This window comes from Mitsuaria sp. WAJ17, from assembly GCF_014174515.1.
Classification (GTDB): Bacteria; Pseudomonadota; Gammaproteobacteria; order Burkholderiales; family Burkholderiaceae_C; genus Roseateles_B.
In genome coordinates this window covers 73,339-87,829 of the sequence record NZ_JACJUG010000002.1, presented here as the reverse complement: position 1 = coordinate 87,829, position 14,491 = coordinate 73,339, and the positions used below count along the sequence as shown (strand labels likewise).

The window sequence follows — 14,491 nt, the reverse complement described above, 5'->3', positions numbered from 1 at the left end:
CCCATGCCCGCAGCCCTTGAGCTGATCGCCCTCCCGGCCTTCACGGACAACTACATCTGGATGCTGCACGATGGTGTTCAAGCCCTGGTGGTCGATCCGGGCGATGCCGCGCCGGTACTGGATGCGCTGCAGGCTCGGGGCCTGCGGCTCGCCGCCATTCTAGTGACGCACCACCATGGCGATCACATCGGCGGTGTGGCCGCCCTGCGCGGGGCGCTGGAGGGTCAGGTCTTTGCCCCGCGCCATGCGCTCAACCCGCAGCCCTGCGAAACCGTGCAGGACGGCCAGGTGCTGACCTTGCTGGGCCAGCGCTTCGAGGTGCTGGGCACGCCCGGCCATACGGCAGACCATGTGAGTTACCTGCTGAAACAAGCTGGCGAGGCGCCGCTGCTGTTCTGCGGAGACACGCTGTTCTCCGCCGGCTGCGGCCGCGTCTTCGATGGCAGCCTGGCCCAGCTGCACGCCTCATTGCAGCGCCTGGCCGCCTTGCCAGATCAGACCCGGATCTGCTGCGCCCATGAATACACCTTGTCGAATCTTCGATTTGCGAGGACCATTGAGCCCGCCAACAAAGCCCTGGCCCGCCATGAGGCCTGGTGCGAGGCCCGCCGGGCGGCGCAAGACCCGACCCTCCCGGCCCTGCTGGCGACCGAGTTGTTGATCAATCCATTCCTGCGTTGCCGGGAACCTGCCGTGAAGTCTGCGGTCAGTGCCCGGCTCGCCTCCGAGCCTTGCGCCGTCAACGGCGATGCGGACGAGCCCCTGGCCGTCTTCAGCGCCCTGCGCCTGTGGAAGAACGAATTCAGATGAAGAAGCTGCACGCCCTGCCCCTGCTGTCTCAGTCGCGAAGCGTCCTCGGCCTCTGCGCCCTGCTCCTGCTCGGGGCCTGCGCCCACGCCCCGCGCGCCGCGGACGGCCAGGCGGCCGGTGCCCTGGCGCCCACGGCCGCCGGGCCGGCTGGCACCGCCGCCGAGCTGCCGCCCATCGTCCAGCATGCCCCGGCGGCCCTGGACTACGGCCTTCTCGAGGACACCCTCAACCCCGGCGAGAAGATCGATCTGGCTGACGCCAACGCCCGCGCCGACCTCTGGGCCCGCGTGCGCAAGGGCTTCGCCATGCCCGAGCTGAGCAACGAGGGCGTGCGCAAGGCCGAGGCCTGGTACGCCGCCCGCCCCGACTACGTGCAGCGCATGACCGAGCGCGGCAGCCGCTACCTCTACCACGTGGTGGAAGAGGTCGAGAAGCGCGGCATGCCCACCGAGTTGGCGCTGCTGCCCTTCGTGGAAAGCGCCTTCCGCACCGACGCCCAGTCCACCGCCAAAGCCGTGGGCATGTGGCAGTTCATGCCCGCCACGGGCCGTGATTTCGCGCTCAAGCAGAACATCTTCCGCGATGACCGCCGCGACGTACTGGCCTCCACCCGCGCCGCGCTGGACTACCTGGGCCGCCTGAACAAGATGTTCGATGGCGACTGGCAACTGGCCCTGGCCGCCTACAACTGGGGCCCGGGCAATGTGCAGAAGGCCGTCAAGCGCAACCAGGCCGCCGGCCTGCCCATCGACTACGACAGCCTGCGCATCCCCGACGAGACCCGCTACTACCTGCCCAAGCTGCAGGCCGTGAAGAACATCGTGCTGCGCCCCGAGGCCTACGGCCTGGCCCTGCCCGACGTCGCCAACCACCCCTACTTCCTGACCGTGCGCATCGATCGCGACATGGACGTAGAAGTCGCCGCCCGCCTGGCCGGCATGGAGGTCGATGCGTTCAAGGCCTTCAACCCGCAGATGAACAAGCCGGTGATCCTGGCCGCCAGCACGCCGCAGATTCTGCTGCCCTACGACAACGCCGGTGCCTTCGTGGCCAATCTGGCGGCGCATGAAGGCCCGCTGGCCACCTGGACGGCCTGGGTCGTGCCCAAGACCATGAGCCCGGCCGACGCCGCCAGGCATGTGGGCATGAACGAGGGCCAGCTGCGCGAGGTCAACACCATCCCGCCGCGCATGCTGGTGAAGCAGGGTTCGACGCTGCTGGTGCCGCGCACCGCGCATCGGGACCAGGACGTCTCCGAGCACCTGGCCGAGCACGCCAGCATGGCGCTGACGCCCGACTCCCCGCCCCTGCGCCGCATGCAGTTCAAGGCCGCCCGCGGCGACACCGTGGCCAGCCTGGCCACCCGCTACCGCGTCAGCGTGGACCAATTCGCGCAGTGGAACAAACTCAGCAGCAAGGCCTCGCTGAAGGCGGGCCAGACCCTGGTGGTCTACAGCACCAATGCCGCACCGGTGCGCGTGGCCTCCAGCAGCACAGGCAGCAAGAAGGCCGGCAAGGCCACGAACACCCGCGCCACCAAGGTCGGCAGCAAGACCAGCGGCACCCGCCTGGCACTCAACGGACGCAACAGCCCCAGCCTGGCCCAGCGCTGAGCCAGGAGGCGGCCGCTCAGGCCTTGGGCGGCTTGAAGAGTCGGCGCGTCGCGATCAGCGCGGCCGGGTGATAGACCGTGGCATGCCCCTCCCCCGCCATGGGCTGGTAGTGCCAGTCCAGGCCCGACGGACGCAAGCGGCGCAACGCCTGCACGAACTGGCGGATGGGCGCGGTGTTGCCGTCCCTGTCGGCACTGGCGATGAAGAGCCGGTGCCCGGCCAGGGCCGATGAACGCTGTTTCAGGTCCTGGATCAGCTGCCCGCGGTTCCACCACAGGCTGGGATCGATGGCAATACCGGTGCCGAACAGCTCCGGCTCCCTCAGCAGGGTCTCCAGCACGAAGAGCCCGGCCAGCGATTCGCCGATGAGGGCCCGCTCCTGCGTGCAGCGGTAGCGGGCCTGCACCAGAGGCAGCAGCTCATCGCGCAGGAAGCCACGGAAGGCGGCCGAGCCGCCGATCTGCGGTGCGATGGCGAGGTCCCGGGCGTCCGTGCTGGGGGGCGTGAGGTCGCGGCGGCGCTGGGTGTTCTCGATGCCCACCAGGATGAAGGGCCGCACCGTGCCGTTGGCGATGCCCACCTGCAGCAGGCCCGCGATGTGCGGGAAGTCCTCGGCCATGCCGCCGTCCGGCATCACCAGCAAGGGCAGCCGCAAAGCGGCATCCTGGAGGTAGGGTTCGGGCAGGTAGACGTTGATGCGGCGCGTCTCTCCCAGGATCGCGGAGGACAGCAGCAGGCTCTCGCCGCCCAGCTGCAGGGCCTCGACCTTGTCCAGGCCCGGCTGAGCCCGGTCCTGTGCCAGGGCCATGCCCGGCAGCAGTGGAAGACCTGCCACCAGGGCCAGCAGCCCTGCCAGATGGGTGCGTCTTTGCATGATCATGGCCGTGCACTCTAGGCGACTGGCGCGGAATGGTCGAGCCGGCGGCGCCGCAGGGCGGGCGCCAGACGCACATCGCCGGCATCACAGGGGCAGGTCTTGCGGTGCACCGGCACCGTGCGCGGCAGCACCGGACGAAGGTTGCCGGTCGCTCCAGGGTCAGGTCTTGCTGAGCTGCGCGAAAGGGCGCCAGACTCCGGTTATGCCAGGGGCAGGCAAACCAGGGTCAGGTCTTGCGTCTCAGCGCAGGAAGAACAGGCCGATCGAGCAGGCCATGCCCAGCATCCAGATGAGGGTGCGCAGGGAGGCCAGATCGGCCAGGTAGACCCCGATGTAGATCAGGCGCACGCCGATGAAGGTGGCGGCCAGCAGGTCGATGCGGTCCTGCGGCGCCTGCATCTGCTGAGCCGCCAGCACGCCCGCGATGAACAAGGGCAGCGCCTCGAAGCTGTTGGCCTGGGCCGAGTTGGCGCGGGCCTGCCAGCCCTGCAGGCCGGACATCCAGCGCCGCGGGTCGTGGTTGTCATAGCCGCCCTCGCGACGTCGCTTGCCGATGCCCCTGGACTTGGCCAGGCCGGCGCAGACGATGGGCAGCAGCGCAGCGATGATGATGCAGGTATTGGCGAGGGTCATGTCTTGCCTTTCAGACGCTTGGAAGAGCCGGCAGGGTCTGGCGGTGCGCGATCAACGGCGATCCACCAGGGCGTGCGCGATGGTACCCAGATCCACGTATTCCAGCTCGCTGCCCACCGGCACGCCGCGCGCCAGGCGCGTGGACTTGACCCCGCGTGAACGCAGGGCCTGGGCCAGCACATGCGCCGTAGCCTCACCCTCGGCGGTGAAGCTGGTGGCCAGGATGACCTCCTCGAGCGCGCCGTCCTGCACCCGCTCCAGCAGCTGGCTCACGCCGATCTCCCGGCCTCCGATCCCATCCAGCGGACTCACCCGCCCCTGCAGCACGAAGAAGTAGCCGCGGTAGGACCCGGTGCGTTCCAGGGCCGCCTGGTCCGCAGGTGTTTCCACCACGGCCAGCAGTCGCGCGTCCCGCCTGTCGTCCTGGCAGATCTCGCACAGGCCGGCCTCACTGAAGGTGTAGCAGCGCTCGCAGTGCCCCACCCGCTCCCCTGCCGCACGCAAGGCCTCCGCCAGGCGCACCGCGCCCGCCCGGTCATGCTGCAGCAGGTGATAGGCCATGCGCTGCGCCGACTTCTGCCCCACGCCCGGCAGGCAGCGCAGCGCATCGATCAATTGCTCAAGTGCATTCAATGAAGTTCCTGCCTGTGCTCGGCACGCCTTCGGGATAACTTCTGTGGATACGGCACAGCCGGCCCTGCGCCCATGCCTCTTCTAGCCCAGCCACGACCCGCGGGATCGGGGCGCCCGGCGACAGCCGAGGATCCGGCTCCGCCGGTCCTGAGGCTGCGCCCAAAAGGCAAGCCCGCAGGGCGCCCCATGGTTTATCGCGCGACATCCGGGGATCCGGCTTTGCCGGCCCCTCGGATGTGCCCCCTTGAGAGGGCGGGCGACGCCCGGAGGAGGTGGTCCATCAGAATGGAAATTTCATGCCGGGAGGCAAGGGCATGCCCGCCGTCAGCTTGCCCATCTTCTCGGTGCTGACCTGTTCGGCGCGGCGCACGGCGTCGTTGAAGGCTGCGGCGACGAGGTCTTCCAGCATGTCCTTGTCATCAGCCAGCAGGCTGGGGTCGATGGTGACGCGCTTGACGTCATGCTTGCAGGTCATCAGGACCTTGACCAGGCCGGCACCGGACTGGCCTTCCACCTCGACCTGGGCCAGCTCGTCCTGGGCCTTCTTGAGGTTGTCCTGCATGGCCTGGGCCTGCTTCATCAGGCCGGCAAGTTGACCCTTCATCATGATTCACACTCCTGGTTTCGTTGTCAGTGTCAAAGGCTGAGAGTTCTCGGGAGGCGCGTCATACGCTCCTGCTCTCAGTGAGGCTTGATGGACCCGGGCACGATGCGTGCCGTCTTGAATTGCGCGAGCAACTCCTTGACCAGCGGGTCCTCGAGAATGATCTGTTCAGCGCGGCGCTGCCGGGCCTGGGCCTCTGTGGCATCGCGCAGGGCCGGGGAATCGGTGGCAACGCCGGCCTCGAGCTCGATGCGCACATCCGCCTGAAGATGCGCGGCCAGCGCGGCCTGCAGCTTGTCCTTCAGGGCCGGCTGGCGCAGCGAGTCCCGCTCCACGCGGAAGCGCCACTGCTGCGGCTGCGCTCCCTCGTCGATGGCCAGGCATTCGGCCTGCATGCCCAGCTCCCGCGGCAGCGCGGTCAGGCCCAGCTGCTTCATGACGCCCGCCCAGCGCTCGCCCAGGGCCGTGGCTTGCAAGGCGATGGTGCCTCCCGCGGTGGACGCATAGCCGCCTTCGCCGCGCGGGCTGGGCTCAGGCAGGTCCAGTCCTGCGTCGGAGGGCATGACCGCGCCATCCTCATCCGCCGGGGGCGCGTCCAGCCAGGGCGGCGGTTCGTCCCCCTCCGGCTCCGGCGCGTCGGCATGGACCACCGGACGCGGACGCAGGCGGGCGCTGGGGGAGACGCCCTCTGCAGCACGCGAACGGGACAGAATGCCTTGCGACGGCGCCAGGGCCGCTGCAGCCTTCTGGGGCTCGGCCTTTGACAGGTCTTGCGGGGGCTCCAGCGAAGGCTCGCCAGCCGTCTCCATGGGCACCTGTGGCGCTGCAGCGGACCCGGCCGGCACGGCGTCGGCAACGGCCTCGGCCTGAGAAACTGGGGCTGGCGCAGCAATGACTGCGGGGGCAGGCGCGACCACGGTGACAGCAGCCACGGGCGCCGCAGCAGGTACGGCGACCGGCATGCGCGCCGGCACCGCCATGGCCGCGGCAGCGGCAGGCCGCAGCAAGGGCGCCGCACCTGCGGAAGACGAGGTCGCTGCAGCAGGCGCTGCAGCAGGGGCGCTGCCCGCGCTCAGGGCGGCCCCGCCCCGGGGGCGAAAGGCCAGCATGCGCAGCAGCACCATCACCAGGCCGGCGTATTCGTCCGGCGCCAGCGGCAGCTCCTGTCGGCCATGCAGGGCCATGCTGTACATCAGCTGGATTTCGTCCGGCGGCAGGGCCGTGGCCAGGCGCTGGGCCTCGGCGCTGTCCGGGTCCTGCGGATCCAGGGCCCCCGGCGCCGCCTGGGCGATGGCCATCTGCTGCAGGGTGGTGGCCAGGTCCTCCAGCGTGCCGGCAGCCGACAGGCCCAGGTCACGCAGGCGGTCAGCCGCCGCGACCACGGCCGGGCCATCGGCCGCGATCAGGGCGTCCAGGATGGCGACCACATGACTGCGGTCCACCGTGCCCAGCATCTGGCGCACGCCCTCCTCGCTGAGCGTGCCCGAGCCGAAGGCGATGGCCTGATCGGTCAGCGAGAGCGCATCACGCATGGAGCCGCGTGCCGCCCGGGCCAGCAGGCGCAGGGAGCCTGCGTCCACCGGCACCTGCTCGGCTTCCAGCACGCGGCCCAGGTGCATGTGCACGTTCTGCGGCGCCATGGGACGCAGATTGAACTGCAAGCAGCGCGACAGCACCGTGACCGGCACCTTTTGAGGGTCGGTGGTGGCGAGCACGAACTTGAGGTACTCGGGCGGCTCCTCCAGCGTCTTCAGCATGGCGTTGAAGGCGGTGTTCGAGAGCATGTGCACTTCGTCGATCATGTAGACCTTGAAGCGCCCCACCACCGGCTTGTAGACCGCCTGGTCCAGCAGCTGGGAGATCTCCTCGACGCCACGGTTGGAGGCGGCATCCAGCTCCACATAGTCCACGAAGCGGCCGGCATCGATGTCCCGGCAGGCGGGGCAGACGCCGCAGGGCTGGGCCGTGATGCCGCCCTGGCCGTCGGCGCCGGTGCAGTTGAGGCTCTTGGCCAAGATGCGCGAGACCGTGGTCTTGCCCACGCCACGGGTCCCGGTGAACAGGTAGGCGTGGTGCAGCCGCTGCTGCGTCAGCGCATTGGCCAGCGCCTGCACGACGTGCTCTTGGCCCACCAGTTCCTCGAAACGGTGGGGGCGGTACTTGCGGGCGAGAACCTGGTAGCTCATGGCGGCGGATTCTACGGGCCGGCGGACCCAGGGCCGGGCGCTTCGGGGAAGTCCCGGCCATGACCGATAATCGCCCCCCATGAGCACGCACGCCCCCTCCTCTCCCGACACGCTGAGCTACGAACAGGCCGGCGTCAACTACGACCTCATCGACCCCCTGAAAATCAGCGCCCAGCGCGCCGCTGCGGCCACCGCGGCCCATCTGGGCGGCCATGGTTTCACCGAGGTGAAGGCCTCGCGTGGCGAGTCGGCCTATGTGGTGGACGTGGGCCCCTTCTACCTGGCCTCCATCGTCGAATGCCTGGGCACCAAGACCCTGGTGGCGGATGAGATGTCCCGGCTGACCGGCAAGAGCTTCTATGCCGGCATCGCGCAGGACACCATCGCCATGGCCATCAACGACCTGATCACCGTGGGTGCCACGCCCCTGGTGGTGCAGGCCTACTGGGCCGCTGGCGGCTCGGACTGGTTCGGTGACAAGCTGCGGGCGCAGGCCCTGGTCGAAGGCTGGAAGAAGGCCTGCGACACCTGCCAGGTCGCCTGGGGCGGCGGCGAGACGCCAGCGCTGGCCGGCATCGTCGAGGAAGGTCGCATCGACCTGGCCGCGTCCTGCACCGGCCTGATCAACCCCAAGGAGCGCCTCTCGGTGGGCGACAAGCTGGGTGCCGGCGACGCCATCGTGCTGCTGGCCTCCAGCGGCATCCACGCCAACGGCCTGTCCCTGGCCCGTAAGCTGGTCGAGCGCCTACCCCAGGGCTACCTCACCGAGATCAGCCCCGGCGTGAGCTATGGCGAGGCCCTGCTGGCCCCCACGGTGCTGTACTCGCCCGTCACCGAAGCGCTCTACAAGGCCGGCATCATCCCGCATTACTGCGCCAACATCACCGGCCACGGCTGGCGCAAGCTGCTGCGCCATCCCGGCCAGTTCACCTACCGCATTCACACAGTGCCGCCGGTCACGCCGGTGCTCAAGTTCATGCAGGAACATGCCAAGCAGGACGACCGCGAGGCCTATTCCACGCTGAACATGGGGGCGGGCTTTGCCATCTTCGTGCCGGCCGATCAGGCCGGGAAGGTGGTCGAGATCTCCAAGGCCTGCGGCATCGACGCCTGGGTGGCGGGCCAGCTCGAAGCGGGCGAGAAGCAGTTGCTGATCGAGCCCCTGAACATCCGTTTCAGCGACGACGACCTCCAGCTGCGCTGATCCCGTCCGCCCCGACCAAGACCTGCCCTGGCCCCGGCCTCGGCAGGTTTTTTCTTGCTTGGATCCTGGCGAGCCCGGCTTGACAGCGCCTCACTGGCCGGGCCAAGCTCCCCAGCACAAGAGGACGCGAGGAGCCCGCGAAAAATGGACTGGTTCTACAGCCAGATGGTGTTCATCCACAGCCTGCTGGCCTGGTGCAGCGTGGCGCTTTTCCTGGTGCGCGGCCTGGCCTTCCAGTTCGGGGCCGAGTGGTCGATGGACGTGCGGCTGCGCTCCATGGTCTTTGGTGTGGACACCATGCTGACGGTCTGCGGCCTGAGCCTCTGGGGTTCCATCGGCTACTCCCTCACCCGCGACACCTGGCTCACCGCCAAGCTGCTGGCCCTGGTGGGCTACACGGTCTGCGCCCACTGGGCCATGGGCCGGGGCGAGTTCCGCCTGCTGGGCTACCTGCTGTCACTGCTGCTGCTGGCCTACATGATGGGCGCATCCATCACACGGTCTGCGTGGCTGGGCCTGGCCTGAGGCGGGGCGAAGAGCCGGTCAGGTCGAAAGGCGCCAGCCCTGGGCCCACAGAGCCTGCACAGCCGCACGGCGCAAGGCCTGCAGCAGCTCGGCCGGGCGCTCGCCTGCGCAGGCCTTCAGGGCGGGGCTGATCCACAAGGGGCCGGTGTCACGGCCCAGTCGAGGCTGGCCGTGACGATCGGCGCGGAACAGGGCGAGACGCCAGGAGGGATTCAGCGCAGGCTGCGCGCCCTCCTCGGCCAGCACTCCGCACCAGTCGCCGGCTTGCAGGCGATGAGCGGCGGCAAGGATGTCCGCCAGGCTGGGCTGGCCTTGCCATTCGGCGACAACATGCCCCTGCGGATCGCGCAACAGGCGGCTCTGGGGCCGGACGGTGGAGGTGCCGCGCAGCCAGTGGCGCGAGGAGGCGGCGTGGCCGCTGAGGAGGCGATCGAAATCGGCAAGACCGTGCATGAAAAAACTCCGAGTGCCCTCATCACCGGCGTTTGCCGGCCCGGGGCATCATCGGAGCCGCAACGCTTTAGCCGTACTTGTTGACCGCCCGCAAGTAGTTGGTAAATCGGCGGTGTGCGCGACAGCTGTCGCAGCACGGGTTGGATTCTACAGGCCTCGCGCCGACCAATGGAAGCCCCCCGGCCTTCATGCCTTGCGCCCAGGCCCACGGGCACGCTGACCTGTGCAATCCTGCGCAAGGCGCATCACAGGACGACCAGCGCCCGGCTTTCCCGGGAGGGGCCCGCCGATCGCATACAATGCTCACTGACGGGCCTCCTCGCATGGAAGCGCGGCCAACCGGGTCAGGTGGGGAACCAAGCAGCCCTAACCGTTGTGACCAGTGCCGGGGGTAAGGCTCGTCAACCCCAACACCAGTGCACGCTGTCCCTCAGCGGCACGCAAAAAACCCGGCCCTGGCCGGGTTTTTTGTTGCCAGGACCACCCTGGGCCCGGACTCAGCTCGCCTGCTTGAAGGCCATCACGGCCTGGTTGCGCAGGGTGCGCAGCAAGGAGAGCTCCTTCTCGTCGAGGTTGAGACTGCCGGCTTCCGCGCGGTCGGCATAGATCATCGCGAAGGTGCTGCCCTTCATCACCAGGGGCAGGATCAGGAAGCTGGAGCCATGCACGCTGCCTTGGAACCAGGCCGGCAGGCGCTCGGCGATGCGGGGCTGGGAGGCATCGGCGATGAGGGTGTCCGCGCCCTTCTGGCAAACGGCGCTGAACAGGTCGGCCTGCTGGCCCTCGGCCACCTGCAAGGGCACGCGAAACAGCGGCACCACCTGCTCCACCTGCTCACCCAGGCCGAAACGACCGGTCAGGGCGTTGCTGCGCGGATCCCGCAGGCAGAACACCACGCGCCGGAAGCCCAGGCCGCGGTAGATGGTCTCCAGGATCATGCGCAGCACTTCATTGAGCTTGAAGTTCTCCACCATGACGTTGGTGACATCGTGGATGCCGGCGGCCAGCACTTCTGTCGCTGGCTGGCGGGGCATCGACTCCGGCGTCAGCACCTGCGTGGGCTCGTACGGGGCCGTCGCATGCAGCTCCAGGGGAGACAGGCTGTCATCGTCAGGCGAGGCTGCCAACGGCGCCAGCAGGCGCTGGGCCTGCGAGCTCTTGGGCAGGCGGATCTCCATGGCCTCGGCCAGTTGGGACAGGCGCTGCCGGGCCTGGTCCGCGGCCTGGTCGATGCGCTCGGCGCTCAGGCCCAGGGCCCGCGCATAGCGCTGCCCCATGTGGCGGACCTTGGCATGGGCCTCGTTGGGCTCGCTGTGCAGGATCACGTCAGTCACGTCATTGGCCGCGCGCGCCAGCCAGCGCAGGCGCTCGGTGCCCTGCTCCAGCAGGCGCGGCGGAGCCTCGCCCTCCGGCCGGCTCATGCCGCGCTGCAGGGCATCCGGCAGGCCCCACTGGCGGGCCACGCCCAGGCCCAGCTGCTCGAAGCTGAGCCCCAGCACCTGCTGCGAGGCCGCGTTCTCGCTGATGGGCGCCGCCGCCGCCGCGCCCTGCCCGCGCTCAGGCCGCACGAAGCGGCGGATCTGCTGCGCCTCCTCGGGGAAATAGAACTCGGTCAGCAGGCGGCCCAGGTTCTGCAGCATGCCCACGAGGAAGGCCTCCTCGCTCTCGCGCTCCGAGGGGCACAGCTCGCGGGCCAGGGAGGCCGCCATCAGCGAGCGCAGGAACTCTTCGCGCAGCACGCGGGCATGGGCCTTGTTCTCCATGCGCTCCAAAAGGATCAGGGACAGGGCCAGGTTGCGGATGCCCGCGAAGCCAATCAGCGCCGCCGCGCGCGACACGGTGCTGATGTTGCCGCCGCCCGCATGCGTGTACTGCACCGTGTTGACCAGGCGAAGCAGCTTGTGGGTCAGGGCCACGTCCTTGAGGATCTCGTTGGACAGGCTGTTGAGGCTCTCGTTCTCCGACGAGGTGATGCGCTGGATGCGCGACATGGACTCTGACATCGCCGGGAAGTCTGAGCGGTGCCGCATGCGCCGCATGAGGAAGTCCAGGGTCCCGTTGTCGGCCGCGCTGCTGTTGCTCATCACCGGCGGATGCAGCCATTCGGCCAGCGCGTCGTGCAGAGCCCGCGCCGAGGGCCAGCGCAGCGCCGGGTCACGGGCCAGGCCGCGCTGGACGATGGCGCGCAGCGCGTCATCCACATCCGGGTCCAGGCCGTCAGGCAGCTGAAGGTCCTCATCGACCACGCGCCGCACAGCCTTCCAGGGATCGGGATCGTAGTTGAGGCGGCGACCGCTGAGCATCTCCGACAGCATCACCGCCACGGCAAAGACGTCCATGACGGGCGACGGCGCAAAGCCCTGCGCCGCCTCAGGAGAGAGATAGCCCGGCGTGCCCACCACCCGCCGGCGATGGCTGGGGTCGCTGGTCCAGTCGGCGATGCCGAAATCCAGGATGCGGGCCCGGCCCTTGGCGTCGATGAGGATATTGCTGGGCTTGAGATCGCGGTGCACCACGCCGGTCTCGTGCGCTGCCATCAGGCCGTCCAGCACCCCCAGCATCAGCTCCACCGCCTCGCGTGCCTTCATCACGGGATTGCGCTGGAGCTTTTCCGTCAGCGTGTGGCCGGCCACGTACTCGAAGACCATATAGGCCTGACCGCCCTGCTGGTCGGCCTCGAAGACCGGCACGATGTGCGGGTGCATCAGGCGGGCCACCGCGCGGGCCTCGTGCAGGCCGGCGTCGATGAGGGCCGGGTCCGCGGCGGGAGCCAGCACCTTCAGGGCAACGTCGCGATCCAGCCGAGGGTCATGGGCCAGCCACACCGTCGCCTGAGCCCCTCTCCCGAGTTCACGCAGCACCCGGAAACGCCCGATCTGAGGTGGTCTGCTGGGGCTGGAGGGTGGGTGCATGGAGGATGTTGAAGAGAAGCACTCAGGCGGGCCGCCGGTCAGCGCCCCTCGGGGAAGGTGTCCGAGGCGGCGTCTTCTCCGGCCAGGCGACGGCGCAGGGCGGAGGCCTGCGGCCCTTCGACGGGGACCGAGGGCACGATGGGCGGGATGTCCAGATTGGCGGTCAGGGTGAGGTTGGCCGAGCCGATCTCGCGCGCAGCGTCGGGGCCGTGACTGACGGTCGCCTCCTTGCGCGCCGTCTCCGGCTTCAGGGCTTCCATCACCTCGCGCAGGCCCAGCCCCAGCACGCGCGCATAGCGGCGCGTGGCGAGCTCCAGCGCATGTTTGCGGCGGCCTTCGGGCTGCACCATGGCATCCACCAGCTCGTTGGCGAAGCTGCAGGTGAGCCGGATGATGTCGGTGTCATGGCCGGCATGGCGCACAGGCGCATCGGGCGAGGCTCGGTGCATCATATGCTGCACGTCCTCGTCCAAGCCCCAGTAGCGGGCCACGGCACTGCCCAGGGCGTCGAGGTCGCAGCCCAGCACAGCGTAGGCCGCGGCCTGCTCGCTCATGCCGGGGGGATGCGGCGCTTCCTCCGTGGGTTCCGGCGGCAGCATCAGCTGGCGGATCTGTTGGGCATCGTCGGGAAAGTGGTACTGCAGCAGCAGGCGCCCCAGGTTCTGCAACAGGCAGACGAGGTAGATCACCTCGGGGTCGTATCCCGCCGGGCGCAGGTTCTGCGCGATGAGGCCGGCGCGATGCACCCGCTTCATCAGGCTGCGCATCACCGTGGCCTGCAGCTCGGACATGGGCCCCGGCCAGGGCTTGAGCGAACGCACCGCCGCCTGCAGGCCGTTGAGCCCGATCATCGCGACGGCACGCTGCATATTGAGCATGGTGCCGCTGTTGGAGGCACCACTCTGCTTGAGTGCGTTGTTGACCCGGCGCAGCAGTTCCAGGGTCAGGGCCATGTCGTCAAGCACCAGGCTGGACAGCGCCGCGGCATGCTGCCCCTCCAGGCCGGCGGCGCCCAGGATGCGCGACAGGCGGGTCGAGCTCGCGGGCAGGTGGCCAAAGCGCTGGAGCTTGTCCATCAGCAGGGCGATGGGGCCGCCCTCGTCCTGCTTGGCCGCCGTGCGCCAGCCTTCGAGGGCCCTCAGGAAGGTCCGGGCCTGGTGGTAGCGCTGGCGCGTCTGGCGGTCGGTCGAGCGGTTGGCGATGGCCCGCAGGGCCTCGGGAATGGGGTTTTGCGTCTCCCAGCCCAGGCGCACCAGCTCGCGCCCCTGGGGCTGCATGAGGTCCAGCGCCATGCGCAGGTCGGACTGGTCCAGCACCGGCTTGCCACTCAGCAGGCGGTGCAGCAGCAGGCCCGCGCACAGCACGTCCTGCTCGGCCGCTTCGCGAATGGCGCTGCGGCTCTGGGTGTTGAAGTCCTGCGCCGCACCGGCCAGGTCCTGGGCCACTTCAAGGCCGATCAGGCGGATCTGGTCCGCGGCGTTGATCAGCACATGGGCCAGCTGGAGGTCGCGATGCACGTGGCCGGCCTCGTGGGCATAGGCCAGGCCTTCCAGCAGCTGGCTGACCCAGGCAGCCACATCCAGGGGCAGCGGCGCAGGCTGGCGGCGCAGGCGCTCCTCCAGCGTTTCACCCAGGGCGCGGTCATAGGCCAGGTAAGGCCACAGCTCGACCTCGCCCTGCTCGACGACATGGGCCAGGTTCGGATGGCTGACACGGGCCCCGGCGTCGGCTGTGCGCTTCCACTGCGCCAGGGCCTCTGCACTGGCGGGCTTCTCGCGCGGCATGGACAGCAGCAGCTCCTGGCCATTGCGGGGATCGAACACCAGCCACAGCAGGCTGCGCGGCGTCTTGCTAAGCAGAGCGCGCAGCTCGAAGCGACCGAAGCGGCGCAAGGGTGCGGCCGGCGCGGCTGTGGCGGTAGTGGCGGGCGTAGAGGACACGGGGACGTTCTGGACCTGGTTAATCTGGGCAGTGCCTGAGCGGCCCGCCCCCCAACTTGCTCTATTTGAGCGCGAAGCGCCAGCCGGGCATAGCCTGAACT

At 69.1% G+C, this 14,491-nt stretch carries 12 protein-coding genes and 1 other RNA gene; 5 read left to right on the top strand and 8 right to left on the bottom strand.

Annotated elements, in window-relative coordinates; all coding sequences use genetic code 11:
* Positions 1-3 precede the first annotated feature (3 nt).
* The gene (gene gloB, locus H5407_RS01975; RefSeq protein ID WP_183102736.1) at positions 4-810 is read left to right on the top strand and encodes a hydroxyacylglutathione hydrolase; all 807 of its coding nucleotides are present in this window, start codon (positions 4-6) and stop codon (positions 808-810) included.
* Positions 807-2,423 (top strand): transglycosylase SLT domain-containing protein, encoded by a 1,617-nt coding sequence (locus tag H5407_RS01970; RefSeq protein ID WP_183102735.1) that lies wholly within the window; start codon positions 807-809, stop codon positions 2,421-2,423. Before gloB ends, H5407_RS01970 begins: the two co-directional genes overlap by 4 nt.
* Positions 2,424-2,439: 16 nt before the next feature.
* Here the strand turns inward: H5407_RS01970 and H5407_RS01965 are convergent, their stop codons facing one another.
* The 5 genes from H5407_RS01965 to dnaX form a co-directional block, all read right to left on the bottom strand.
* On the bottom strand, positions 2,440-3,297 hold the full coding sequence (locus H5407_RS01965; RefSeq protein ID WP_183102734.1) for an alpha/beta hydrolase: 858 nt from the start codon (positions 3,295-3,297) through the stop codon (positions 2,440-2,442).
* A 243-nt stretch (positions 3,298-3,540) separates the two neighbouring features.
* Entirely contained in the window at positions 3,541-3,933 is a 393-nt protein-coding gene (locus tag H5407_RS01960; protein ID WP_183102733.1) for an MAPEG family protein, read from the bottom strand.
* A gap of 51 nt (positions 3,934-3,984) precedes the next feature.
* Entirely contained in the window at positions 3,985-4,566 is a 582-nt protein-coding gene (gene recR / locus H5407_RS01955; RefSeq protein WP_220800418.1) for a recombination mediator RecR, read from the bottom strand.
* 280 nt (positions 4,567-4,846) lie between these two features.
* Complete coding sequence (locus tag H5407_RS01950; RefSeq protein ID WP_183102937.1) at positions 4,847-5,176, bottom strand: YbaB/EbfC family nucleoid-associated protein; 330 nt, start codon at positions 5,174-5,176, stop codon at positions 4,847-4,849.
* A gap of 71 nt (positions 5,177-5,247) precedes the next feature.
* Positions 5,248-7,356, bottom strand: coding sequence for a DNA polymerase III subunit gamma/tau (gene dnaX, locus H5407_RS01945; protein WP_183102732.1), 2,109 nt, complete (start codon positions 7,354-7,356; stop codon positions 5,248-5,250).
* Positions 7,357-7,435: 79 nt separating this feature from the next.
* Here dnaX and H5407_RS01940 point away from each other — a divergent pair, with 79 nt between their 5' ends.
* Both H5407_RS01940 and H5407_RS01935 read left to right on the top strand, forming a co-directional pair.
* Positions 7,436-8,560, top strand: a complete 1,125-nt coding sequence (locus tag H5407_RS01940) for an AIR synthase-related protein (protein ID WP_183102731.1) — start codon at positions 7,436-7,438, stop codon at positions 8,558-8,560.
* Between the two features lie 144 nt (positions 8,561-8,704).
* Positions 8,705-9,085 (top strand): SirB2 family protein, encoded by a 381-nt coding sequence (locus H5407_RS01935; RefSeq protein WP_183102730.1) that lies wholly within the window; start codon positions 8,705-8,707, stop codon positions 9,083-9,085.
* Between the two features lie 18 nt (positions 9,086-9,103).
* Here H5407_RS01935 and H5407_RS01930 read toward each other — a convergent pair whose 3' ends face one another.
* Positions 9,104-9,538 carry a hypothetical protein gene (locus H5407_RS01930; protein WP_183102729.1) on the bottom strand — a complete coding sequence of 145 codons (435 nt, stop codon included), beginning with the start codon at positions 9,536-9,538 and terminating at the stop codon, positions 9,104-9,106.
* 308 nt (positions 9,539-9,846) lie between these two features.
* Here H5407_RS01930 and ffs point away from each other — a divergent pair.
* An RNA gene (gene ffs, locus H5407_RS01925) (signal recognition particle sRNA small type) lies at positions 9,847-9,944 on the top strand.
* A 91-nt stretch (positions 9,945-10,035) separates the two neighbouring features.
* On the opposite strand, the gene H5407_RS01920 is transcribed toward ffs, so the two are convergent.
* Together H5407_RS01920 and H5407_RS01915 are read right to left on the bottom strand one after the other, a co-directional pair.
* On the bottom strand, positions 10,036-12,450 hold the full coding sequence (locus H5407_RS01920) for a serine/threonine protein kinase (RefSeq protein WP_183102728.1): 2,415 nt from the start codon (positions 12,448-12,450) through the stop codon (positions 10,036-10,038).
* Positions 12,451-12,488: 38 nt separating this feature from the next.
* Positions 12,489-14,390, bottom strand: coding sequence for a serine/threonine-protein kinase (locus H5407_RS01915; RefSeq protein ID WP_183102727.1), 1,902 nt, complete (start codon positions 14,388-14,390; stop codon positions 12,489-12,491).
* Positions 14,391-14,491: the final 101 nt, after the last annotated feature.

Bases quoted from the DNA above. Each gene is read 5' to 3' on its own strand.
- H5407_RS01970 (WP_183102735.1), top strand. From the start codon at position 807: ATGAAGAAGCTGCACGCCCTGCCCCTGCTGTCTCAGTCGCGAAGCGTC.
- H5407_RS01935 (WP_183102730.1), top strand. From the start codon at position 8,705: ATGGACTGGTTCTACAGCCAGATGGTGTTCATCCACAGCCTGCTGGCC.
- H5407_RS01920 (WP_183102728.1), bottom strand. From the start codon at position 12,450: ATGCACCCACCCTCCAGCCCCAGCAGACCACCTCAGATCGGGCGTTTC.
- H5407_RS01965 (WP_183102734.1), bottom strand. From the start codon at position 3,297: ATGCAAAGACGCACCCATCTGGCAGGGCTGCTGGCCCTGGTGGCAGGT.
- H5407_RS01960 (WP_183102733.1), bottom strand. From the start codon at position 3,933: ATGACCCTCGCCAATACCTGCATCATCATCGCTGCGCTGCTGCCCATC.
- dnaX (WP_183102732.1), bottom strand. From the start codon at position 7,356: ATGAGCTACCAGGTTCTCGCCCGCAAGTACCGCCCCCACCGTTTCGAG.
- H5407_RS01930 (WP_183102729.1), bottom strand. From the start codon at position 9,538: ATGCACGGTCTTGCCGATTTCGATCGCCTCCTCAGCGGCCACGCCGCC.
- H5407_RS01940 (WP_183102731.1), top strand. From the start codon at position 7,436: ATGAGCACGCACGCCCCCTCCTCTCCCGACACGCTGAGCTACGAACAG.
- gloB (WP_183102736.1), top strand. From the start codon at position 4: ATGCCCGCAGCCCTTGAGCTGATCGCCCTCCCGGCCTTCACGGACAAC.